This is a genomic window from Vampirovibrionales bacterium (assembly GCA_016712355.1).
GTDB lineage: Bacteria > Cyanobacteriota > Vampirovibrionia > Vampirovibrionales > Vampirovibrionaceae > JADJRF01.
In genome coordinates this window covers 1,820,116-1,844,037 of record JADJRF010000005.1, presented here as the reverse complement: position 1 = coordinate 1,844,037, position 23,922 = coordinate 1,820,116, and the positions used below count along the sequence as shown (strand labels likewise).

21 protein-coding genes are annotated in these 23,922 nt (G+C 58.8%); 11 read left to right on the top strand and 10 right to left on the bottom strand.

The window, feature by feature from the left end; all coding sequences use genetic code 11:
- Positions 1–57: 57 nt before the first annotated feature.
- On the bottom strand, positions 58–849 hold the full coding sequence (locus IPK79_09890; GenBank protein MBK8190744.1) for a 3'(2'),5'-bisphosphate nucleotidase CysQ: 792 nt from the start codon (positions 847–849) through the stop codon (positions 58–60).
- A gap of 252 nt (positions 850–1,101) precedes the next feature.
- On the opposite strand from IPK79_09890, the gene IPK79_09885 reads away from it, so the two are divergent.
- Positions 1,102–1,734, top strand: coding sequence for a response regulator transcription factor (locus IPK79_09885; GenBank protein MBK8190743.1), 633 nt, complete (start codon positions 1,102–1,104; stop codon positions 1,732–1,734).
- Between the two features lie 17 nt (positions 1,735–1,751).
- Complete coding sequence (locus IPK79_09880) at positions 1,752–3,782, top strand: GAF domain-containing sensor histidine kinase (protein MBK8190742.1); 2,031 nt, start codon at positions 1,752–1,754, stop codon at positions 3,780–3,782.
- Between the two features lie 22 nt (positions 3,783–3,804).
- Here IPK79_09880 and gyrB read toward each other — a convergent pair whose 3' ends face one another.
- From gyrB to ilvB, 5 genes are all read right to left on the bottom strand, one after another.
- On the bottom strand, positions 3,805–6,276 hold the full coding sequence (gene gyrB / locus IPK79_09875; GenBank protein MBK8190741.1) for a DNA topoisomerase (ATP-hydrolyzing) subunit B: 2,472 nt from the start codon (positions 6,274–6,276) through the stop codon (positions 3,805–3,807).
- Positions 6,277–6,593: 317 nt separating this feature from the next.
- The gene (locus tag IPK79_09870; protein MBK8190740.1) at positions 6,594–6,893 is read right to left on the bottom strand and encodes a helix-turn-helix domain-containing protein; all 300 of its coding nucleotides are present in this window, start codon (positions 6,891–6,893) and stop codon (positions 6,594–6,596) included.
- Positions 6,894–7,002: 109 nt separating this feature from the next.
- Positions 7,003–8,019, bottom strand: a complete 1,017-nt coding sequence (gene ilvC, locus IPK79_09865; GenBank protein ID MBK8190739.1) for a ketol-acid reductoisomerase — start codon at positions 8,017–8,019, stop codon at positions 7,003–7,005.
- Between the two features lie 150 nt (positions 8,020–8,169).
- Positions 8,170–8,448, bottom strand: a complete 279-nt coding sequence (locus IPK79_09860) for a hypothetical protein (GenBank protein ID MBK8190738.1) — start codon at positions 8,446–8,448, stop codon at positions 8,170–8,172.
- Complete coding sequence (gene ilvB, locus IPK79_09855; GenBank protein ID MBK8190737.1) at positions 8,445–10,217, bottom strand: biosynthetic-type acetolactate synthase large subunit; 1,773 nt, start codon at positions 10,215–10,217, stop codon at positions 8,445–8,447. Before ilvB ends, IPK79_09860 begins: the two co-directional genes overlap by 4 nt.
- A 533-nt stretch (positions 10,218–10,750) precedes the next feature.
- Between ilvB and IPK79_09850 the strand changes: the two genes are divergently transcribed.
- The 3 genes from IPK79_09850 (at position 10,751) to IPK79_09840 (ending at position 13,326) form a co-directional block, all read left to right on the top strand.
- The gene (locus IPK79_09850) at positions 10,751–12,130 is read left to right on the top strand and encodes a hypothetical protein (protein MBK8190736.1); all 1,380 of its coding nucleotides are present in this window, start codon (positions 10,751–10,753) and stop codon (positions 12,128–12,130) included.
- Positions 12,131–12,157: 27 nt separating this feature from the next.
- Positions 12,158–12,847, top strand: a complete 690-nt coding sequence (locus tag IPK79_09845; protein MBK8190735.1) for a hypothetical protein — start codon at positions 12,158–12,160, stop codon at positions 12,845–12,847.
- 83 nt (positions 12,848–12,930) lie between these two features.
- Positions 12,931–13,326 carry a hypothetical protein gene (locus IPK79_09840; protein MBK8190734.1) on the top strand — a complete coding sequence of 132 codons (396 nt, stop codon included), beginning with the start codon at positions 12,931–12,933 and terminating at the stop codon, positions 13,324–13,326.
- Here the strand turns inward: IPK79_09840 and IPK79_09835 are convergent.
- From IPK79_09835 to IPK79_09820, 4 genes are all read right to left on the bottom strand, one after another.
- Positions 13,323–13,763, bottom strand: coding sequence for a D-tyrosyl-tRNA(Tyr) deacylase (locus IPK79_09835; GenBank protein MBK8190733.1), 441 nt, complete (start codon positions 13,761–13,763; stop codon positions 13,323–13,325). The two genes, IPK79_09840 and IPK79_09835, sit on opposite strands and share 4 nt — an antisense overlap.
- Entirely contained in the window at positions 13,760–14,365 is a 606-nt protein-coding gene (locus IPK79_09830; protein MBK8190732.1) for a CDP-alcohol phosphatidyltransferase family protein, read from the bottom strand. The genes IPK79_09835 and IPK79_09830 overlap by 4 nt, the downstream gene beginning before the upstream one ends.
- Positions 14,366–14,484: 119 nt before the next feature.
- Positions 14,485–15,138, bottom strand: a complete 654-nt coding sequence (locus IPK79_09825) for a YkgJ family cysteine cluster protein (protein ID MBK8190731.1) — start codon at positions 15,136–15,138, stop codon at positions 14,485–14,487.
- Positions 15,139–15,236: 98 nt separating this feature from the next.
- Positions 15,237–16,202 (bottom strand): hypothetical protein, encoded by a 966-nt coding sequence (locus tag IPK79_09820; protein ID MBK8190730.1) that lies wholly within the window; start codon positions 16,200–16,202, stop codon positions 15,237–15,239.
- Positions 16,203–16,451: 249 nt separating this feature from the next.
- Here IPK79_09820 and IPK79_09815 point away from each other — a divergent pair, with 249 nt between their 5' ends.
- The 6 genes from IPK79_09815 (at position 16,452) to xseA (ending at position 23,915) form a co-directional block, all read left to right on the top strand.
- Positions 16,452–16,805, top strand: coding sequence for a hypothetical protein (locus tag IPK79_09815; GenBank protein MBK8190729.1), 354 nt, complete (start codon positions 16,452–16,454; stop codon positions 16,803–16,805).
- Between the two features lie 80 nt (positions 16,806–16,885).
- The gene (locus IPK79_09810) at positions 16,886–17,101 is read left to right on the top strand and encodes a hypothetical protein (GenBank protein MBK8190728.1); all 216 of its coding nucleotides are present in this window, start codon (positions 16,886–16,888) and stop codon (positions 17,099–17,101) included.
- A 591-nt stretch (positions 17,102–17,692) separates the two neighbouring features.
- Positions 17,693–20,026, top strand: a complete 2,334-nt coding sequence (locus tag IPK79_09805; GenBank protein MBK8190727.1) for a methyl-accepting chemotaxis protein — start codon at positions 17,693–17,695, stop codon at positions 20,024–20,026.
- A gap of 167 nt (positions 20,027–20,193) precedes the next feature.
- Positions 20,194–20,514 (top strand): hypothetical protein, encoded by a 321-nt coding sequence (locus IPK79_09800; protein ID MBK8190726.1) that lies wholly within the window; start codon positions 20,194–20,196, stop codon positions 20,512–20,514.
- Positions 20,515–20,637: 123 nt separating this feature from the next.
- Entirely contained in the window at positions 20,638–22,524 is a 1,887-nt protein-coding gene (locus IPK79_09795; protein MBK8190725.1) for a proline--tRNA ligase, read from the top strand.
- Positions 22,521–23,915 carry an exodeoxyribonuclease VII large subunit gene (gene xseA, locus IPK79_09790; protein ID MBK8190724.1) on the top strand — a complete coding sequence of 465 codons (1,395 nt, stop codon included), beginning with the start codon at positions 22,521–22,523 and terminating at the stop codon, positions 23,913–23,915. Before IPK79_09795 ends, xseA begins: the two co-directional genes overlap by 4 nt.
- The last annotated feature ends 7 nt before the right edge of the window (positions 23,916–23,922 follow it).

Below are 23,922 nucleotides of genomic sequence, written 5' to 3'. Positions count from 1 at the left end.
TCTTGTCAGGGGGGCGCGGTCAGACGTTTCTGACGCTTGAAACGCACGGCGTCCGCGCTAATAACAGGTAAACCCCGGATTCAGCAGCGAAGGCTTGTTATACAGAAACGGACCGCCATCCGGCGCGCTCAGCAGCGTTTTGCCGCAGGCCAGCGCCATCGCGTGCCCGGCGGCGATGTCCCATTCCATTGTGGGGCCGCTGCGTACGTAGGCGTCCGCCGCGCCATCCACCAGACGGCAGAACTTCAGCGCGCTGCCGATTTTCAGCCGCTCAATGATGCGTCCCTGCGCTTTCCACACGTCAAGCGCGGGACCTCGGCGCACATCGTCGCCGCTGCCCAAGACCCGCACGGGGCCGCTTTCCGGGAACGCGCGCGGAGTCAGCGCCAGGGGTTGCGCATCTCCTTGCTGGCGGTAGCAGCCGCCTCCCACGAAACCGTAATGCGTCGTGTCTTCCGTGGGCGCGCAAATCAGCCCAAAGACCGGCAGTTGGCCCTGAATCAGCGCGATATTAACGACAAATTCGCCGTTGCGGCGCAGAAAATTCTTCGTCCCGTCCAGCGGATCGATCAACCAGAAGCAGTCCCACGCGCGCCGGGCGTCATACGACGGCAAGTCGGCCTCTTCCGAAATCAGCGGGATACCCGGAAACAACCGTGTCAGTCCGCTCGCCAGCACCTGATGCGAAGCCCGATCGGCGGCGGTCAGCGGGCTGTTATCCGCCTTCATGGCCACATCGACCCCAGGATCCAGAGGCCGCTCATAAACGGCCAGAATCGCCTCTTGGGCCTGGCGGGCCAGCGATACCAGCGCGCGCGCCTCAGGGGCGCCTAGGAGTGTCGTTGTCATCAGCCTTTTATTATACCGCTCGCAAGAAAGGCCTTGCGACAGGATGGCCCGCAGAACGGAAGCGATTTGTATACCAGTATACAGGTTTATTTTGCTGTTTTCGAATGATTACTATCTTACGCGGCCCCTATTATTGTTACAATAAAACACATTGGGTTGTTATTCAGAATGAGTTGGCAGGTTTTTTGTCCTGAATACTCTTGTTAGGGTTGATAGTCGGGTTTAGCAGCCATTTTGGGGTGATTTCGCGCGATGACCGTCGGGCAGCAGCACCGGATATTACTGATTGATGATGAGCCCACCGTGGTTCGCGATACCCTGGACGTTTTCGGCTATGACGTCGACGTGGCCACAGACGGTTACAGCGGCGTGCATCAACTCTCGACGAACCCCTACGGCTACTCGCTGATCATTCTCGACCTGAACATGCCGGTCATGGACGGCTGGGCAACGCTCAAGTGTATTCGCCAGGGACATGACAACCCGACCATCCCCGTCCTGATTATGACCTCTGAAGACGCCGACAGCCTGGCGGTCAACGGCTTGCGGCGCGGGGCCGATGAGTATCTCGTCAAGCCCGTTCCGCCCGCAACGCTTCTGGCGCGCGTCGAAGCGATTCTGCGCCGCGTCGAATGGACGCGCGAATCGGCCCAGCGCGCTGACGGCAAGCCCGATGGGCTGCATGAGTCCTTTCACCTGCTCACCCCGCGCGAGCGCGAGCTGTTACAGTTTCTGGCGCGCGGTTACACCAATAATCGCATTGGTGACACGCTGGGCATCACGGAAACGACGGTTAAGAATCATCTGGCGCACATTTTTAAAAAGCTCAAGGTCTCCAATCGCACTGAGGCCGCCTATATCGCTCAGAAACTCGATGTCGTCTAGCGTGAGGGCCGCCCGCCGTGCCTGAAGCCCGCTTATTTGGATCGTTTATCAGCGTCAACCCCGCGCATGTCGAGCCTTCCGGCCAGGCGTCTGACGGGGGTTCTGAAGAAACGTCCGGCCAGATTTCAGAAAACAGCGAAGATGCGCCTGTCTTGCTTCAGGCGCAGGTAATGTCCTGCGCTCAAGCGTTTTTGAAGTCGCTGTCGCTGCGCACGCCGCTTGAAACGGCTGCAGAGACCCTGTGCGAATCGCTCGCCGGGGCCTTCGGGCTGGATAGCTGCCTGCTACTGCTGAATGACGACTGGGAATTGTTGATGCCCGCCTCGCGCGTCGCGGCCTCCCCCGCTGAAGAGGGCTTCTTCCCGGCCAGCGGCGTGAATTTGCTGACGCGCCAGGCGCGCTGGCTCTACGAGGAGCGGGCGCCCTGGTCGCCGTTTGTGATTCAGGCGCTGTTTGAGTGGATCGACGCGTCGCCGGAATCTGCGCCGCTGATAATCCCGGATCTGGGCGCCGATGCGCTTTTGCCGCAAAGCATGCGGTCTTATTTTCGGGCGCAGCATGTAAAATCGCTGGGCATCTGGCGGCTTTACGATGCGGCGGGCGCGACGGCGGGGCATTTGCTGTTGCTGGGACGACGACCCGGCTCCTGGCATGAGATCGCGTGCCAGGCGCTGACCCAGAGTGGTGAATGGATTGCCATGGGCCTGTCCATGCAAAGCCAGTTGCTGGAGCAGCGGCGCGCGCTTCGCCGCGAGCGTCTGGTCGGCAAGATTATGGGTTACTTGAATCAGACGTTTAACGTCCAGTCGATTCTCGGGCTGATTTGCAAAGACATTGCCCGCGCACTCGGCGCGGATCGCTGCCTGATTCTGCAATACGACAGCGCCTCGGAATCGCTGCCGGTGCAGTATATGGGCCAGTATTGCGCACACTCGGGCATTGAGCCGGTTCAGCGCGACGATCTGCCAAGCGAGGCCATTCTGTACAGCCTCAACGGGCAAATCGTGTCGAACGCGCCTTGCGCGCGTCTGGCGCAGCAGATTCAGGATTTTAACGACCGGTATGGCGCGCAATCGTCCGCCGCCGTGCAGATGGTCTTTCGCGGCGCGCCCATGGGAATGATTCTGACCCAGCAATGCGATCGGCTGCGCGTGTGGGACGAGGACGATATGGCGCTGCTGCATACGCTGGCCATGGAGCTGGGCGGGGCGTTCTATCTGGCCGAGTTGTTCCGGCTGACGGAGCAGGCGGGGTTGGAGGCGGCGACCGCTTCTGAGCGCAAGAATCGCGCGCTGGCAAGTTTTGCGCATGAGCTGCGCTCGCCGCTGCACACGGTGATTTCGTGCGCGGAATTGATGAAAGACGATCTGTTTGTCCAGCAGCCCGAAAAGCGCCGCGAATACGCGGCCCTGAGCGAAAAAAGCGCGCGCTATCTCCTCAGCCTGATTAACGATATGCTCGACGCCGCCCGGATCGAGACTGGCGGCTTTTCCGTGCGCGGCAAGACCTTTAACCTGCATGCGGCCGTTCTCGACGCGGTGGAGATGATTCAACCGCAGTGCGATCAAAAGCGGCAACGGCTGCGAGCGTTGTTTCCGCGCGCGTTGCCGAGCGTCTACGTCGGCGACCCGATCCGCATTCGTCAGGCGCTGATTAATCTGCTGGCCAACGCGCATCAGTACACCCCGGAAGGCGGGGAAATCACCGTATCAGCGATTTTTCATCCAAAATCGCCCGACTCTTTGCGTCTGAAGGACAGCGAGCAATGCGTGTCCATCCACATCGCCGATACCGGCTGCGGTTTGTCAGCCGAAGACGCCGAAAACGTCTTTCGGCCCTTTTACCAGGTGAATCCTGAGGATCCCGCCTCTAAAAAAGGGTTGGGGCTGGGGCTGAGTATCGCAAAATCCATTGTGGAACTGCACGGGGCCTCGTTATCGCTGGGGCCGCGCGAGGGTGGCGGTGTGGAAGCCGTGCTGACGCTGCCGCTGTGCGGCGCGGTGCGCGCTGCGTTTGCAGAAACGCCCGACTCCAACAACGCCGAATAACATCCGCACACGCCGGGCCGGATTAAATATCCAGATTACCGACTTTGCGCGCGTTGGTCTCGATGAACAGACGTCGCGGTTCCACGCGCTCGCCCATCAGCGTATCAAAGAGCTTGTCGGCGACGGCGGCTTCTTCGATTTCAACGCGCAGCAGCGTGCGGGTTTCCGGGTTCATGGTGGTGTCCCACAACTGGGCGGGCATCATTTCGCCAAGGCCTTTGAAGCGTTGCAACATGACGCCTTTCTTGCCGCGATCTTCCACAAACTGACGGAGATCTTCGTAGGTCGCCAACGACGATTCTTCTTTGGAGCCCACGACCATGGTCAGTTTTTCGTCAGGGGTGAGCGGGTAGAAAGCGACGATTTTAGCGTGCAGCTCCAGCAGGCGCTCGTATTCCAGACTGTCCAGAATATCAACCGACAGCGAGATGATCGACTCGCTTTCGGCCCGACGGGCGTCACTGCGGGCGCTCATCGGGTCGACGGGCTTGCCGTCGGCGGCCGGTTCAATGTGGATAAAGGCATGTTCCTGCTCAGGATGTTCGGCGTCGAGCGAGAACCTGTGATGCGGGAACTGCTGGATGAGGCGCTGACAGAAGGGCTCTGCGCTGGCGCGCGTATGCAGCTCGGCGGATTCAATGTGGTTTTCCACCAGATATTGCCGCACATCCGCAGGGATTTTCGCGATGGACGGATACGCCATCGCATGATGGTAGCGGTTGAGCTCGCCCAGCAACTGGGCCAGCGCGTCGCCGCTGCGGCTTTGCTGGCCATCCTTGCTGAAGAGTTCCAGATTGGCGATGCCGCGCAGGCGCAGTTTTTTCTCGAGGGCGCGCTCGTCGTAGAGATACTCCTCGTGTTTGCCTTGCGACAGCTTGTACAGCGGCGGTTGCGCGATATAAACGTAGCCGCGCTCAATCAGGGGACGCGCATAGCGGAAGAAGAACGTCAGCAGCAGCGTGCGGATGTGCGCCCCGTCCACGTCGGCGTCCGTCATGATGATAATCTTGTGATAGCGCAGTTTTTCGCAGTCGAATTCTTCTTCGGTGCGCGATATGGTGATGCCCAGGGCCTGAATCAGGCTCTGAATCTCGTTGTTATTGTAGATTTTATCCAGCCGCGCGCGCTCGACGTTGAGAATCTTGCCGCGCAAGGGTAAAATCGCCTGGAATTCGCGGTTTCGGCCCTGTTTCGCGCTGCCGCCCGCCGAATCGCCTTCGACGATGTAGATTTCGCAGCGTTCGGGTTCGCGGCTGGCGCAATCGGCCAGCTTGCCGGGCAGGTTGCTCGATTCCAGCGCCGTTTTGCGGCGCGTCAGTTCACGGGCCTTGCGGGCCGCTTCGCGCGCCTGCGCCGCCAGAATGGATTTCTGAATCAGCGACTTGGCCGCCTTGGGGCACAGTTCCAGCCAATCGTTGAGGCGATCGCTCACGACGTTTTGTACGATGCCCTGCACTTCGCTGTTGCCGAGTTTTTCCTTGGTCTGCCCTTCAAACTGCGGATTCGGCACCTTGACGCTGATGACGGCCGTCAGCCCTTCGCGCACGTCGTCGCCGGACAGATTCTGGTCGTTATCTTTCAACAGGCTGTTTTTGCGGGCGTAGTCGTTCATAATCCGCGTCAGCGCGTTGCGAAAGCCGGTCAGGTGGGTGCCGCCGTGCGAGGTATTGATGTTATTGGCAAAGCAGAGCACGGTTTCGTTATACGAATCGGTATACTGCATCGACACTTCGACTTGCACGCCGTCGCGCTCGTCGTCGCAGTAGAAATAATCGTGCAGCACCGTGCGGCTCTCGTTGAGGTAGGCGACGTAGCTGCCGATGCCGCCTTCGTAGAAGAAGGTTTCCGGCTCGGCGTTAGCGGCCTTGCGGTCGGTGAAGATGATTTTCAGGCCCTTGTTGAGGAAGGCCATCTCGCGCAGGCGCGTGGCGATGACGTCGGTGTCCATAATGGTGGTTTCAAAAATATCGCCATCGGGCCAGAAGGTGGTTTTGGTGCCCGTGCTTTGGGTGACGCCGATTTTTTCGACGCCGCTGGTCGGAATGCCGCGCGCGTAGCTTTGTTTCCACACATGGCCGTCGCGGCACACTTCCACCACGAATTTTTCGCTGAGCGCGTTGACGACCGAAGCCCCCACGCCGTGAAGCCCGCCGGAGACTTTATAGCCGCCGTCGCCGAATTTTCCGCCGGCGTGAAGGACGGTATGCACGACTTCCAGCGCCGAGCGGCCGTCATCTTCTTTCACCGCGACGGGAATACCCCGTCCGTTGTCGGAAACGCTGACGCTGTCGTCCTCATGCACTGTCACAAAGATTTCTGAGCAATAGCCTGCCAGCGATTCATCCACCGAATTGTCGACAATCTCGTAGACAAGGTGATGCAAGCCGCGCTGGCTGGTCGAGCCGATGTACATGCCGGGCCGTAAACGAACGGCTTCGAGGCCTTCGAGCACCCGGATCTGATCTGCGCCGTAAGAAGAAGAGGGTGTGGTCATGGTGGACATGCAATCTGCCTTCTCAGAAACAACGGCGACGCGGGTTGAGCGTCACTTAAAACCCGGCGCGCGGGGCGATTATATCACGGTCGCGCGCCGAACGCCCGCGTCGGTGAAGCCCTTCAGGCTTTTTTACAATCTCATGCCTGTCCCTTGCGCGCCACCGGGGTTTCGCTTCGTAAAAACGCAAAAACGCGCCAAAAATATAGCAATTTTGCATCACGCATGGCACGGAATCCCGTCGCGGCGACCCGCATTCTCATTAGCGCTTTCAGCGAGACGGGGAGAAGCGCGATGCCTCTCCCCGTCGGGTCGTCTCAAGCGCTGATCGTCAACTTATAGCCCAGACTGTCCAGAATCGCCTTCAGGCTATGCCATTCGGGGTTTCCTTTGGCAGAAAGCATGGTATAGAGCTTTTCCCGGCTGACGCCAGCTTCTTTGGCCAGCGCTGATTTAGACAGATTCTGGGCGTCCAGAATTCGGCGCAGGGCGACGAGAAAGGCGCTCAAATCGCTTTCACCGGCCAGCGATTCATTCAGATAGGCAATGGCAAACGCCTTGTCCTGAAGCCTTTGCGACATGTAGTCGTCATAAGGAAGCGCTGCGTCGTTGTTCATGGAAACGATCGTAACCTATAAGTCACAAATTGCAAGTGTAGAAATACTTGGAATGGCGACGGGGAGAAGCGCGATGCCTCTCCTCGTCGGGTGATGGATTGGAAATGGGCTAGTTGACGGCGCGGTCGACGAGTTTGGACTCTTTCAACCAGGTCATCATCCCGCGCAGGCGGCGGCCAACGACTTCCAGCGGATGGCCGTGGTCTTTCTGCACGGCCGCCTTCAGCGACGGCATGCCGGCGCGATACTCGGCAATCCACTCGCGCGCAAACTGGCCGGACTGGATTTCGTACAGGACGGTCTTCATCGCGGCCTTGACTTCGGGGCCCACCACGCGAGGACCACGCGAAACGTCGCCGTAGCGCGCCGTGTCGCTGATGGAATAGCGCATGTCCTCAATGCCGCCTTCATACATCAGGTCGACAATGAGCTTCAGCTCGTGGAGGCACTCGAAATAGGCCAGCTCCGGCGGATAGCCCGCCTCGATGAGGGTTTCAAAGCCGGCCTTGACCAGCGACGTAGCGCCGCCGCACAAAACGGCCTGCTCACCGAAAAGATCCGTCTCGGTCTCGTCCTTGAACGTGGTTTCAATCACGCCCGCGCGACCCGAGCCAATGCAGGCGGCATATCCCAGCGCCAGATCCCGCGCCTGGCCGCTGGCGTCTTGATGCACAGCAATCAGCGCCGGCACGCCGCGCTGGCGTTGATATTCCGAGCGGACCAGATGGCCGGGGCTTTTGGGGGCGATCATCAAGACGTCGACAAACGGCGGCGGCTCGATTTCCTTGTAATGAATGCTGAATCCATGGCTGAAGACCAGCGCCTGACCTTCGCGCAAACGGCCTTTGAAGTACTGCTCATAGACATCGCGATGCTGAATATCGGGGATCAGGAACATCAGCATATCGGCCCATTCAACGGCCTGCTCAAGCGTGACGGCTTCCAGACCGGCGGCCTTCACCTTGGCCTCGGTGGCGCTGCCCGCGCGCAAGGCGATGCGCACCTGCGCGCCCGATTCCTTGAGATTGACGCTTTGGCCGAAGCCCTGACTGCCAAAACCAATGACGGCGATTTTTTTGGCGAGGAGTTTGGAGGTATCGATGTCCGCGTCGTAAAACAGGCGCAGAGGGGTTTGCGTGGCCATGAGAGAGTGGTCCTTTCCATCGTAATGCGAGTGACTGGATGCGATTAACGCTGTGAAATTCAGGGCCGGGACGCGCGGCGCAAGGCAAGGGGGGCTTGCGGGAAAAAGACGCGTCTGGGGCGCGGGGGATGTTTAACCGGCGGCGGCGAAGGGCGCGTCGTCGACGGCCTCGACGGTCACTTCCAGCGTGGTGACCTGACGCTCGATGGCCTTGAGAAGCTTGACCAAGCGCTTTTCATCCGGGCAGTGTACCTGAATCGACACGCGCAGACAAGGTTTCATGTCGCCCGAGCGCGCCGCCGCGCGCGATTCAAAATAATCCGGCACGTAGCCCTGATGACTGAGCGTGCCCATCACGCGATCCAGCGCGCCGAGGCGGTTTTGAATCAGACAAATCAGGCGGCGTTTCATGCGCGCGGTCCTCCTTCAGCCGAGGCGTCGTCGGTCTTGGCGCCCATCAGCATCTGATCGTTACTGCCGCCGGCGGGCACCCACGGATAGATATCCGCTTTTTCCTGCACGCGGAAGTCCATAATGACCGGGCGATCCGTAATGGCATAAGCTTTTTGAATCACGGCATCAACTTCTTCAGGCTGCGAAACAGCGAAACCAACGGCGCCGTAAGCATCTGCGAGCTTGACGTAATCCGGCGAGGTCATCCGCACCTCGGACTCGCCCTGAAAGAAGCGGCCCTGCCACTGGCGAACCATGCCCAGATAGCCATTATTAATGATAGCGATTTTGACCGGCATGGCGTAATCCACGGCCGTCGCCAGTTCCTGAATCGTCATCTGGATGCTGCCGTCACCGGCGATATCCAGCACCAGACTGTCGGGAAACGCGAACTGCGCGCCGATGGCCGCCGGAAACCCGAAGCCCATCGTGCCCAGACCGCCCGAGGTAATCCACGAGCGCGGGCGCGACAGGTTGAAATACTGCGCCGCCCACATCTGATGCTGACCCACTTCGGTGGTGATGATGGCGTCTTTGGGCAAGAAGTGAAACAGGCGTTCAATGACGCCTTCCGGCTTCAGATAACGCTGCGGCGAGCCGTTATCGGCCACGCGGCGTTGTTTAAACTGTTCAATGCGCGCGCGCCATGCGTCGCGGCCTTCCAGCGGTCCTATGTTCTCGCTCTGGGCCAGAAACGCCTTGAGCACGTTGCGCGTATCGCCCTGAATCGGGATCAGCGCTTCGACGTTTTTATTGAGCGAGCCGGGGTCGAGATCAATATGAATAATCCTGGCATTGCGCGCAAAGCGGCTCGCGTTGCCGGTCTGGCGCTCATTGAGGCGGTTGCCGACAATCATCAACACATCGGCGTTGGCAATGGCGATGTTGGCCCAGTAATGGCCATGCATGCCGCAATACCCCAGATAAAGCGGATGCTCGTAAGGGAATCCGCCCAGCCCCATCAATGAGGACGCCACGGGGATTTGCATCCGTTCGGCGAAGGCCAGAACTTCTTCGTGCGCCGCGCCGCCGATGACGCCGCCGCCAATCAGCATGACGGGCTGTTTGGCCGATTTCAGCAAATCCAGCGCCTGACGCACCTGCGTATCGGTAAACGTCTCGTGCGGACGGTAGCCCGGCAGATCAATCACCGACTCATGATAGTTAAACTCGCCTTCCCCGGTCAGAATATCCTTGGGAATATCCACCAGAACGGGACCCGGGCGTCCGCTGGCCGCGACATAGAAGGCTTCCTTAATCGCGCCCGCCAGGTCTTCCACCCGCCGCACGCTGATGTTGTGCTTGGTGCACGAGCGCGTCATCCCCACGATGTCGGCTTCCTGGAAGGCGTCGCCGCCCAGCAGGGTGGTCGGCACGTTGCCGGTAATGACCACCAGCGGAATCGAATCGTAATAAGCATCCGTAATGCCGGTCACGGTGTTGGTCGCGCCGGGGCCCGACGTCACCAGCGCCACGCCCGTTTTACCGGAGGCCTTGGCAAAACCTTCCGCCATATGGACCGCGCCTTGCTCGTGGCGCACCAGAATGTGGCGGATGGGGAACTGGGGCAAATAATCGTACACCGACAGCACCACGCCGCCGGGGTAGCCAAAAATCGTCTCGACGCCGGACTCAACCAGCGATTGCAGCAAGATTTGCGCGCCGTTGAGCCGCGGTCTGGGCGCTGCGTGCAGGGGAAGCGAATCCAGCGGGGGGCTGGTTTTCATGGTCGCCATGATTGTCTGCGTCTCCTTGTGAGGGGGTGAAAATGGGGTTGACGGGGAGGGGCAGGGGGAGGAGGAGGGGGAGGATGCGTCCACTTGCGTCAAAATCCTAAAAGCGAGGGGGATTGATTTGTAAAAAACGCCGTCGGGAGATTTTGGAACCCCGGCGGCGTTAAAAGCGTTGTTTCGTCTAAATCGATCGAAGCGCGCTGCCGCCTACCGGTCAAGGCCGACAAGGACGACTTGCGTTTGAAGAGGGGGGCGGCGCGTCAACTTGAGTGAATCCTGTTGAATAGGTTAATCACACTGTAGGGCACACGATAGCACAGCCCCCTTCCCTCCGCAAGCCTTTTAGCGACGCGCGTTTGGGCGATTTTTCGTACTTACCGGCGAGAGGTGGAGAGGCATTTTGGGAGACGCGCCCAAAAAGGCGCAACTTTTGAGCGCCGCTCGATTTTATCGAATGGAGTGCATATTCCTAATAATTTTCATATTTGAATCCCCTCTTGAACCCCCTGAACAAGGAGTCTCCCTCTGTGCGTATCGCGTTTGGTTCCATCTTTACAAAACCGTCTACTGATAATAATGAATCCACTGACAAGCAGCCAAAACGCCTTCCCGTTGCGGAAGTGACTGACTACATGCTGCCTCCTCCGAAAAGTTTGATGGGACGATTCAAAACGTGGTGGCAAGATAAAACTGACCACCGCACTGTTCTGGAGAAAATTTCATTACAAGAGCGCCAATCGTTTGAAGACCGGTACGGCGTCAACTTGCCTCCGTCGTCTGCGGCGTCTCAGACACCCGATAATCATGAGTCAACACCGCCTGCCCTTACGAACAAAAAGCATTATCAGCCTGAAGAAGAAATTTTCACTCCCGAACGCATCCAACAACTGGAAGACAGGCATGTTGTTAAGAACCCGAGCCACCCGGAAAATTATTATAAATGGTTTCCCCGCGCAGGCGCCGCGTCGCCCCCTGTCCTCATGCTGAGCCCGAAGGTCCCTGAGGAATCCCAAAAGCAAAATCCGCCTTCGCGCCTTATTAGAGAGAATGGAGCCTTCCATTTGCAAGTGCCAGACGGTAACGGTCAGTACGTCGTTCCTGATGAGGGCTCGATACCGAATTTCAGAACGACGGGTAGCATTGAGGATAAACCGCCTTCAGCCAGAGGGAACGTTACTTCAGCCCCTGACGCGCCTCTCACTCTAACGCCTCCATTTAATTACCCGAAAGCAGACCTGCTCGTCATTCCCGGCGGTGGCGCGTTGACTCCGCCAGAACCGCCTACGATTCGCGTACTTGAGCAAGTCGCGCCTTCAGTAAGCGTTGTTTCTGACATTCCTTTTGATAGTCTCCTTCCGAACCCCATTAAGAGTATTAACTCTTCTGGGGATGTGAAATATGACTTCCCCCTGAGCGCTATTGATAAATTAAATAATATTAGCCGCGCTTTCTGGGATGATATCTCGTGTGAAAAAATGCAAGATGTCCAGACGTCTTCAGATGGCCGTCAAGTGTCCTTCCATTTGGATGGCGCCAAGTATACGATAACAGAAGACCCCGACCAAAGGCTGTCTGTTTCCCGTCATTCAGACGATGGAAAGGAAAGCTCATTAAGTATGAGTATTCCAAGTCGAGCTAATAATTTCCGCGCGCCGAGTTATATTATTCAATCCACAGATGGATTCAAAACGGCGCTCCTTATGACCAAGGATCCTTTAAAAAGCCCGGAGGAGAAACGGGCTTATCATGAATTCCGTGAGTCTTTCGGTAGAACGCTCCGCAAGATGCTGGAAAAAGCGTCCGCCTTAAGCGAGAACCCTATATTAATTACAGTGCCTTCTATTTTTCCTGGCGATCCTCACAAAATTAAGGACTATTTCCCCATTAAGCGCGCAGCCTTTGAATAACTCTCACTAAAGGACCCCTCTCTCGTGATGAACGCCCTCCCCCCCGCCCGCTTCGGCGCTAAAACCATGCCTCCAAGACCGGCGGCTGACCCGCTAATTGTCGGGGATGGCAAAGCTTTCTACTTAACCGACCCCAATGCCGTCAAGGCGCAACCGCGACAAGACGCTTTTGCCAGCGAAGGGTTTGCCAGAGGGCAGCGAGGCATACCTGGCGAGGCGTTGACAGACCCCAGGTCACTGCCCGGCGACCTCGGCGCAGCCATCCCGGATCCTCAATTAAGGGCTCTTTTTTATTTTACGAAAGCCCTCTCCCATGACTTAAAAGCACAAGAAAACTCTTTATTGGTTGACGATCAAGGCACAAGGATTCTCTCCCTCAAACAGGTTCCGCCCTCGCAGGATGCTCCGCCCTCGCGAGACGCCCAACCCTACGATGTTGTCCAGAGATGGTCCTTGGATAAGCATGGCGCACTCATCATTCAACGGCAAACAGAGAAGGGCGTCCAACAGCTTCGGATGATAAATTATCAGGATGAAACCAATTGCTCTGTTAATTTCAGTGATTCAGAAGCGGGGAACATCCCCTTATTTAAACCGAGAAATATCCCCGAAAACGAACGAGTCGCGTTCTGGCGACTCGCGTACGAAAGAATTATCCTGATAAATGACAGACTCACCCAGATTGCCGCTAATGCTAAACAAACGAGCGCGTCCTGACGGCTTGGCCCGCCGCGCGCTTTGCCGTATGATGGCCGCATCGCACTCACCGCGCCCGATTCATTCGCCCTGAATCGGCGCCCATGGCAGCTATGACGATTGATCCGTTTGAACATGCGGCAGACGCGCCGCTGGTGGCAATACCGGGCGCGCGCAATGGCTATCTGCAACTGGCGCCCTCAACGCGGGCGATTTGCTATGCCGATCTCCCCGATGTCGCCCTGCTGGCCGCCAAAGACTGGGCCGCGCGACTGGAAGCCCTCGGCGCCCCGCGCGTGTACTGGCTGACTCTGGCGGAAGTCGTGCGCCGCTTGCATATTCATCTCTATCCACGTTGGAGCGACGATCTGGCGCGTGGCATCGCGTTGTTCGAGGCGCGCAACACGGCGCCGCAGCCGCCATGGACGCCGCGAACGCTCGCCGAACGCGCTGCGTGGGCCGAACGCTGGCAGGTGGCCGTGATCGACTCCGCCCCTTAACTATGCAGAATCAGCGTCACCGGCCCGTCGTTGAGCAGATGCACCGCCATCGCCGCGCCAAAGACGCCGGTTTCCACGCGACAGCCGCCGTCACTGCGCAAACGCGCGACGAATTGGTCGTAGAGAAGCTCGGCCTCGGCAGGCGGCAGGGCGTCATCGAAGCTGGGACGCAGGCCTTTGCGGCAATCGCCCGCCAGCGTAAATTGCGACACGGCCAGCAGCGCGCCGTCGACATCCAGCAGCGAGCGATTCATTTTGCCCGCCTCATCGGCAAAAATGCGCAGATGCGGGATCTTTTTGAGCGGCAGATCGAGTGACGCGGCGTCATCGCCTTTCTCAAAACCGATGAGCGCCAGCACCCCCCGCCCGATTTCGCCCACCGTGCGCCCGTCCACCGCCACGCGCGCCTCTAAAACGCGCTGAATAACAACAATCACGGCGTTTTTGCGCTCAAAAACCGTCGCCCTTCCACCAATACCGGCAGCCCGCGAAGCGCGCAGAAAATCACGGCGATGAGCGTCATGATCCAGGCGGCGTCTTGCCACGGGGCGAGCGAAGCGGCAGGGACGCCTGGGCGATGGGCGACAATCATCAGGGCGAAGGCAAGCGCCTTGGTGACAGCGTAAGTCCAGCGGCTGAAGCGCGAACTCACCAGCAGCACGCCTAGCGGCGACTGCATCATCGTGGATTGCCCGAAGGCGCTGTAACCCTGAGCCTGAGCAATGGCGCGAAACCCATCGACCAGCACGCCGCGAATCATGACCGTCATCGGAACCCACAGCGGAATCCAGCCAAGCGCCAGAAACCCCAGCCAGTACGCCTGCTCGACGATGCGATCGGCAAAAATGTCAAGCTGCGCGCCGATGGTTGACGTTTCGCCGCGCGCGCGCGCCACATAGCCATCTAGCCCGTCCATCCAGATGGCGGCCACCGTCAGCCCAAAGGCCGCCCAATAGGCGCCCGGGCTGGACGTAAACAGCAGCGCAATGGCGAGCAGGGCCATTAAGGTTCTCAGAGCGGTAATCCAGTTTGCCAGCATATCAGCCGCCTTTTACGCAGACAGATCGAGATACGCCCTCTCTTGCGAGAAGTATCCGACTCATACTAGTACACGGGCAAGCGTTCGATAAGCGCCCCCTTTTTCAGGCTCGCCTGCGGCTACAGCCAGATTGTCGCCAGCGGAGACGCCAGATAGAGCGGCGTCAGCGACAGCGTCAGGCTTAGATTCTCCATCTCCAGCTCGCTGAGCGCATCGCAAGAGGCGTTCTCAAGCGCCGCCAGCAGCTCAGGATCCAGCGCATGGGCCGACAAGCCGCCGCCGGACGCGCCCTGTAAGCTGTCCTGCAAGCGCTTAAGCGCTTCCAGATTCGACGTCAGCGCGGCGTATTGCTTCTTGCAGGCGGCAGCCCATGGGAGATAGGCGCAGTCGGGCGCCATCACCACAAAGGGAGAATCCGGGTAATCGCGGCAAAACTGCGGGCGATCCTCGTGAACGCCGCATCGGTTATCGCGTTGCAGAAAACGGCAGCGGTAAAACACCACGTCCGCCTCGTTGTTTTCAAATTCGGGCGATTGGCGCGCGGCGACGAGGGTTTTTTCGACAATCCCCGGCACGACGCGGCGCGCATCCTCGTGCGAGGCGTACGGCGTCATAATCGAGAAGAAATTCCGCGCGAACTCATCGCCCTCGGCGGCGCGTTGGCGTAATTTGCGCGTGGGCGTGCTGGGCGAAACGCCCTTGCAGCAATCGCCAGCGCTGCAACAGCGCGGCAGCGGAATGCCGAAGGCGGATTCAAACGGGTTGGCGGGCATCGAGGGAGGGCCTGTTATCCAACAGACGGGGGCGATGCTGTCATTATAGCGTCCGTTTGAAGCGCCGCCTTCGCATTCGGCGAGAAATGCTTTTTCGTTTAGGCCGCAAGCGGCTCGGGCGCGGCGGGCGTATCAGCAGCAGCCGGGGCAGCGTCTTTCTGCGGGAAAAACAGCGCATGCGTCTGTTTCAGCGCTTCGCCCAGCATCGTCAGGGGCGATTTCGTGCCCTCGGCGCCCGTGTCAGGCAACTTATAAAAGCTGAGAATCTGCGTTAGCGGCTTAGTGAACGGCTCGATGACGCCGTTGAGCTTTTTACCGATGGCTTCCAGCGCGTCGATCTGCGATTCAATCGTCTCCACCGCGTCGGCGGGCAAGCGATCGCGATGCGTCGTGAGCGCTTGCCGCGTCGGCGTAACCGGATCATCGGCAAGCAGCGTAAAGGCCGCGAGTTCCTCCGCGCCGAGCGAACCCTTGCCATGCACGTCGAGCGTCTGGAAAGATTCCTCAGCGGCTTTTCTAACCGTCGCCAGCATTTTGTCTTTCAGTTCTTCAGAGACGAGGCGGGCCACATCCTGGCCGTCCAGGATCTGACTCATCGACGGCAGGGCCTGCTGCGCTTCATCAGCGGCGTCGGCACTTTTTGGGGAGCCTTTTTCTGCGCCTTTTAAAGCCGTGAAGAACGCTTTGGCATTGGATATAAACGATTTGGCCGTTTGGAGGAGAAAGAGCGTCGCCCGCTGCGCCGACTGGGTGATACTATCCACGCCCTCGCTTTTCTCAAATTCGGCGATGTTCAGGCGTCCGTCGCCGTCGACGTCGTATTTCTCAATCACATGCCGCGCTGCGCCTAGCGCCGCTTGGCGAATCTCCTGACGCTGGGCGCCATCCGGGGCATATTGACGCGAGCTTTCAAACAGATCCGCCAGTGGTCGGTCGTTCTGCTCTAAGGCGGCGAGGGCAGCTTGTCGAGCCGCGTCATTCGCCTGGGCAAAACTTTTGCCATAAGCCGCCGCATCGGGGCTGCCGCTTACGCCGGTAATCGCAGGGGGACGGGATGCATCCATTCGGGGGCGTCTCCAGAAGTCGGGGAAAATACAGAAGCAGCAAACAGAAGAGAGGGGGAGAGAGAGGGGGAAACCATAACCGAGGATCGTCGACGAATCGGGCGCCGCGTACCCGTAACAACGACGGGCAATCTTAAAAGTTGCGCTTCTTTAACGCCGTGTAACAACGGCGCCGATTCGCGCACTTTGTTTCAAGCAAGCGTGTTGATATCGTATATATGTTACATAAATAGCAGGACAAAGCCCCCGATGTCTTCACTCGGCCCGTTCGCCTTCTCTCCGTCCCTGCGCTTTGGCCATCTGGACCGCTCCGGCGAAGATCTGGAGGGCTGGAGCAAGATGACTAACGCTACGGTGCAGCGGATTTCTCTGAATGGTCACTTCAAGACCGTCTACCTCCTCATTCCCAATGACCCGCAGCAAACCGATCCTTTTACCGTCGTGGGCAAAGCGAAATTTGTAGCGGAACGCGCGCAGTCAACGGTTATTTTGCGGCATCGCGGGATCGAGATGGCGGTTTTCCCCTATTCTCGAAATTACGAGTTGGTGGAGGCCTTTACAACGCTGATGGCCTTACAAAAATCAAACGCCCCCGCCCGCTGAGGCAATTCAGCGCGTTGAGGCGCTTTATCTTTACCAATCCCCTCGTTGGGAGAATCCATAATCCACAGGAGATATTGTCTATGACTGTTAAGTCTATCCCATTAACCTACCTGAACAAGGACGTCGGCGGGAGAGTCTTTCTTCAAGCGGCAGGCCCTTCCGGTAAGAAAACTACAATCGTATACCGCCCTGGCCATGACGTTTCACCTGCAGAGGCGCTCGACAATAAGAAGTATTTGGAGAAGCTTACGCGCAGGCCCGTTGAGGTCAAAGGCATCCTCGGATTCGACGCTTAAACCGCTGTTTTTTGACGCCTCGCGCCGGGGCGCGCGCTTTGCCCGCTGGATTCTTTCAGCGGGTTTTGCGTTTTTGAGCTTCCGTCGGAAACAGCGGCGGTCCAAAGACGTAAGCGGATCCTGAACGCAGGCAGTCAGTAAAACGGATTTTGAGGGTGAAACCCTCAAATAAGGACAGGGTGGGGGCTCGGGGGCGGGAACGGCCCCCGAGAGTCGGACTGAGAGAGACGATCGAAGGCATCCTCGGATTCGACGCTTAAACCGCTGCTTTTTGACGCCTCGCGCCGTGGCGCGCGCGTTACCCGCTGGATTTTTTCAGCGGGTTTTGCGTTTTTGAGATTCCGCTTGACGTAGGGGTCAAATGGCTCATAAATACCACGGCTGGCAAGCCGCAGCAGCAGCAAGAGCGCGCACATGACGGACACTGAGGCAAAATACGCCAATTAAAGGAATTGGCGCAGGAGAAAGCGCGTCTATAATGCGACTGAAAATAATCATTTCAATCAGCCTGATCAAACGCACAGCCGTCTGTCGCGTCAAATGAGTCGCTGTCTGAAATCTGATTCCGGTACAAGAAGGAGTGTCCGCGCAATGAACCATTGGCTTGATACGATCTGCAAACCCGCTATGTCTCTGGTGGCAAGACTGAATTATTCTCAAAAATTCATGGTCGTTGCGGCGATTTTTCTGCTGGTACTCGCCCAGCCCCTGTGGAATTTTTATGGCTTTGTCTCCAATACGGAAACCATCTCTCAAAGCGAACTCAAAGCGGTGGAATATATGCATCCGCTGTCGTCGCTGCTTTTTAAAGTGCTTTCTTACGAATTAGAAGCCAAGGATGTTGAAAGCGGCCATGCCGAAAAAGGGGAAGCCGCTTCCCAATTACAGAAGTTCCAACAGGAGATTAATCAACTCGTTCAGAATTTTTCAGACACGCACAAAAAGCTGGGCTCCTCACTCGATACAGATAAAAATGGAAGTCAGTTTATCGCGTTATTTCAAAGTCAGGAATGGAAAGAAAACCCTTCCAAAGTTATTCTGGTGGCCAAATCCCTTCTGGATGACACGGCCAATAACGGCAAAATGACGCTGGACCCTGAAAATGATACCTATTATCTGGGCAGCATTCTCTATGATTATGCCCTGTCGTCCGTCATGGTGCTGCCGAGAATCGAAGGCGCGCTGGACACGCTGCGCGAATCTGGCGGCGCCAACGCAAAATTGAGCCTTGAATTGATTACCTCTAGCGAAAAATTTAAATCGAGTTCCGAAAATATCCTCAACAATCTGGATCGCGTGATTGCCGCAATGCCCGATAACGACCAGCGTCGACGACTGGAAGAGGCGCGGAAGACGTATCATCTTCAAACCCAAGAATTACTAAACGCGATCGAGAACGACATTCTGAAACGTTTTCAGCAGCCGAAAACCATTCAGATCAATGGCGATCGTTTTACGAATCTCGTTAAAAAAGCCATTGACTCGCAAGATGCGTTGTTTGATAGCGTCGCCTCGGTATTTAACGAACTGGTGAAGGATCGCATCGAACACACCCGCGCCCCCTTCTACCAGACGCTCCTGGTTGCAGGACTCATGCTGCTGGCGGCAGGCTATTTTATGACCGGCTTTTATTTATCCGTCATCCGCTCGGTAAAAAATCTGCAACGCGTCACCACTGCCGTGGCGCAAGGCGACCTGACCGCCGAAGCGCCCGTCGACACCCGCGACGAGTTAAGCCGCGTCAGCACCTCGTTTAACGAGATGGTCGTCTCCTTCCGCGAAATCGTCGCCAACCTCAAAGCCAGCGCCCAGGACGTCATGAACGCGTCTCAGTCGCTGTCTGCCACATCCACCCAAATTAAACAGGGCGCTGAAGAAGTCAGCCAGCTCTCTTCTTCGGCCTCACAATCCACCACCACCGTTGACAATAGCATTAAAACCGTGGCGGCGGCGGTGGAACAGTCTTCTTCCAACCTGCAACAGGCCCATTCCGCCAGCTCTCAGGTGGAGCAGAATATCCATGACGTGGAACAGGCCGCCGAAAAAGTATCCGATCAGATGCAAAACGCCTCGGCCGCAGCGGAAGAAATGTCCGCCTCCGTTAACACCGTCGCCAGCGCCATCGAAGAAATGAGCGCCTCTCTGGGAGAAGTCTCCCAGAACGCCAGTCATGCCCGGCAAATTGCCAACAACGCAGAACAGAGCGCGCAAAGCACCAAAGAAACCATGCACGCGCTGGACGCCTCCACTCGAGAAATCGGCGACGTGCTGGAAATTATCAGCGATATCGCCTCACAAACCAATCTGCTCGCACTCAACGCCACCATCGAAGCCGCCAACGCAGGAGACGCCGGCAAGGGTTTTGCCGTGGTCGCCAACGAGGTCAAAGCGCTGGCGCAACGTTCTGGCGAAGCCACCGAGGATATTCGTCGCCGCATTGAGGGCATTCAAAGCAATACCGATGCCGCCATCAATGCCATGAACGAGATCTCCGGCATTATTGCCAACGTCAACCAGTTTATTACCTCCATTGCCAGCGCGGTCGAAGAGCAAACGGCCACCGTGAACGAAATCAGCAACAACGTCAACAGCGTCGCAACGGCTGCCGACTCGGTTTCCGAAAACGTCCAGCAAACCGCCGGGCTCTCGGTGGAAGTCGCACAACGCGTCCAGCAAGCCAACGTCGGCGTGCAGATGATCTCGCAAAGCATGAGCGAGCTGGCCAAAGGCTCCGACGATATCGCCCGCAGCGCGGGAGAAGTCGCCGCCAGCACGGGTGATATGACGCTGACGGTCGAAAAAGTCTCGCGCTCCAGCGCCGAAAGCCGCAGCGGCGCCGTTCGTCTGGAAGGCGCCGCGCGAGAACTCTCCGGCGTGGCTCAAAAACTGGAAACCGTCGTCAACCGCTTCCGCATCGCCAGCTAAGGCGGCGATCGCCCTCTTTACGCGTAAAGCGCCCCCAGCCAACGGCTGCCGGGGCGCTTCGCCTGAGCGCGAATCCCCATCGGCGCGCCGTCGATTCATCCCGCGACGCGTGTGGTATCATGCGCGTCGGGATTCAGTGAAATCAGGTTGTTGTGAAGGAGAATAAGATGACACGCACGGCACTCCACGTTGGTGATACGCGTCCAGCCCCAAAGGCGCTTCAACAGTTGCGAGCTGACAACGGGCTTCGCGAGTTGGGCGAAATCGGTTCTGGCAATCGGCGCTACCTGACGTTGACTGTGGAAAAAGGCGATCCCTTGTTGGGACTAAAAGTTTCGCGGGGCCTAGAAGCCGCAAGGAGCGCAGACCGCCCGATTATTTTCGACTTCGCCGGCCAGAATGTTCGCCTGGTCGAGCGTCCCGGGGTGACTTCGGTTGATGTGGAGCGGGACCTTGCGGCGGTAAAACGGCTGGATACAATGGCGTAATGGCCTGACAGTCTGACGCCGCGCGCGTGAAACCCCTCCGCGTCGACCCGCTGGATCGCGGCGGCGGGTTTGGCCTATGATGGGGGCGTTTCGGATGCCCTCCAGAGAAGGAACGCCCCGCCCATGGATATGAGCCGCCTGCTGGCGACCACGCTGCGCGAAACGCCCGCCGACGCCGAGGTGGTCAGCCACCAGTTGCTGGCCCGCGCCGGTTACATCCGCCGTCTGGCGGGAGGGCTGTATAACCTTCTCCCGCTGATGAAGCGCGTCGTGCGCAAGGTCGAAACCATCGTCCGCGAGGAGATGGACGCCGCTGGCGCGCAGGAACTGCTGATGCCCATTCTGCAACCCGCCGACCTGTGGAAGGAATCGGGTCGCTGGGACGTCTACGGCAAGGAGCTGATGCGTCTGCAAGACCGCCACGGGCGCGATTGCGTGCTGGCCCCTACTCATGAAGAAGTCATCACAGCGATCGCCCGCAACGAGGTGAAGTCGTATCGTAATCTGCCGGTGAATCTCTACCAGATTCAAAACAAATACCGCGACGAGGTGCGCCCGCGCTTTGGCCTGCTGCGCGCGCGGGAATTCGTGATGAAGGACGCCTATAGCTTCCACGTCAGCGACGCCGATCTCGACCGTGAGTACGAGGTGATGGCGGCGGCCTATACGAGGATTTTCGAGCGCTGCGGCCTCGAAACGGTGATGGTGCGCAGCGACAGCGGCGCCATTGGCGGCAGCGTCAGCCACGAGTTTATGGTATTGACCCGTATCGCCCCCGGCGAGCCGGAAAGCGGCGAGAACGTCGTCTTCTACACCGACGACTACGGCTACGCCGCCAACGCCGATCGCGCAGAATCCATCCTCCCGCCGGCGCTCACCGACGGCTCGGCTTTATTTGCCACGGAGCAAGAAGTCGAAACCCCCAATTGCGATACGATTGAAGCGCTGTGCCGCTTTCTGAACTGCCCGCCTTCGCTCATCTGCAAGGCGATGCTGTATATTCGCAACGAAAGAGAACCCTTTCTGGCGCTGATTCGCGGCGATCTCGAAGTCGAAGAAACCCGGCTGAAGAACGCCGTTCTGGCGCAAGAAATCCGTCTGGCCACGGCGGAAGAGATTCAGCAATATACGGGCGCCGTCAAAGGCTATGTCGGCGGCGTCACGCGATGCGTTATTTCTGGCGGCCCGCTGAACGAGTCGCTCTCGCCGATTGCCAATAATCCTGACGTTGCGCCCACGCATCTGCTGCTCAACAATCGCCCGATGCCGGTGATCTTTGACGCGAGCGTCCTGCCGCTTCGACGCTTTGTGATGGCCGATAACCGCGCGGGATTTCACACCGTCGGCGCTGAGTGGCCCTGGACCGCAAACGCAGGCGCCAGCGCGCCGCCGCCTTTTTGCGTGCGCGATATCAAACTGGCCCGCGAAGGCGATCTGTCGCCCGATGGCAGCGCCCAGCCCCTGCGGCAGACGCGCGGCATTGAAGTCGGCAATATCTTCAAGCTGGGAGTCAAATACTCGGAGCGCATGGACGCGCGCTATATGGCTGAAGACGGGACGGAACAGCCCTTTATCATGGGATGCTACGGCATCGGCGTGACGCGAACGGCGGCGGCGGCAGTCGAGCGCTTCCACGACGTAAACGGCATCGTCTGGCCGATGGCGATTGCGCCGTATCACGCGATTGTGATCCCCGTCAATACGTTTGATGAGACGCAAATAACCCTCGCCCGACGCGTCTATGCAGCGTTACAGGCCGCCGGCGTTGAAACCGTCTTCGATGATCGCGACGAACGCGCGGGCGTCAAGTTCAAGGACGCCGACCTGATTGGCTTCCCCATCCGCATCACCGCCGGAAAAAAGGCAGCCGAAGGCTTACTGGAAGTCCGCATGCGCGACGGCGCGGCGGCCGCTGATATTCCAGAGGCGCAGGTCGTCGAGTGGGCGCGTGCGCAGATGGCCAGCTGGCGGCCGTTCGCAGATTGCGCTTCGCGGCAGGCAGGCGCTTGAGCGAGCAGCAACGCCTGTTCGAGACGAGCCTCCCGTCCCCGGCGGCTCGCGATCAGGCAGCGCAGAATCCCGACGGGACAAAGCCGCCTGCGCCCAAACGTAAACGCGCCCCACGCGCCGACGCCGCCATTTCGAACGCAAATTCATCTTCGCTGGCGCCCTCGTCTCCCTCCCCGCTCACGGTCAGCGAGCTTACCGCACTGATTAAAGGCGCGCTGGCCCGCGATCCGGCTCTCGGGCAAACGATTCTGGTGGAAGGCGAACTCTCAAACGTCAGCGTCTCCTCGCGCGGGCACGCGTATTTTATGCTGAAAGACGACGGCGCGGCGATTAAGGGCGTTATTTGGGCCAGCGTGCTGCGCGCCATGCCCTTTGAGTTGAAAGACGGCCTTGCTGTTACCGTCAGCGGGGCGTTAGACGTCTATGCGCCCAACGGAACCTACTCGCTGGTCGCCCGACGCGTGGAACCTATCGGCGTGGGCGCGCTGCAACTGGCATTTTTACAGATCAAGGAGCGTCTGGAGCGAGAAGGCCTGTTTCTGCCTGATCGAAAGCGCGACCTGCCCGCCTTTCCGCTGCGCGCGGGCGTGATAACCTCTCCCACCGGCGCGGTCTGGCACGACATGATGCGCGTCATCCGCCGCAAGAATCCTGTGGTGAGTGTGCTGCTGGCGCCGGTCCCGGTGCAGGGCGCAGGCGCGTCGCAGGCTATCGCCGACGCGCTGGACGCCCTCAACGCGTTGCGCGGCCCGCAGGCGCTGGACGTCATCTTGCTGGCGCGAGGCGGCGGCTCGTATGAAGACCTCTTCTGCTTCAGCGAAGAGCCCGCCGTGCGCGCCGTCAACCGCTCGCGGATTCCCGTCGTGTGCGGCATCGGCCACGAGCCGGACTTCTCGCTTTGCGACGCCGCCGCCGATTACAGCGCCTCCACGCCTACCGCCGCCGCCGAGTGGGCCATCCCCGACTACTATGCGATGACCGACGCGCTGGCGTCCCGTCGCGACGCCTTGCTGCGCGCACTCGGCAGCCAGTTGATGTTTTTTGAACAATCGCTGGATCAGCGCGCCACACGCCTGCTCAGCGTATTCGAGGGCGTCTGCGTCCGCGCGGACAATCGCCTGCGCGACCAGCGCGAAGCCTTAATCGCTGCGATGGAAGCTGTTTACGCCAACAGCGAGCGAAAATTGAGCGCCGCCGCCGCCGCGCTGGAGGCATTGAGCCCGCTGCGCACGCTGTCGAGAGGGTATGCGATGATCGCCCGCCCAGACGGCTCGCTGATTCGTTCAGTCGCTGAAGTCACGCCAGAGGACGCGCTGACGCTGCGCTTGAGCGACGGCGAGATTCTGGCTCACGCGCGCGCCATCAGCCCGATGTCCCCCCATACCCCATAGGAGCCCT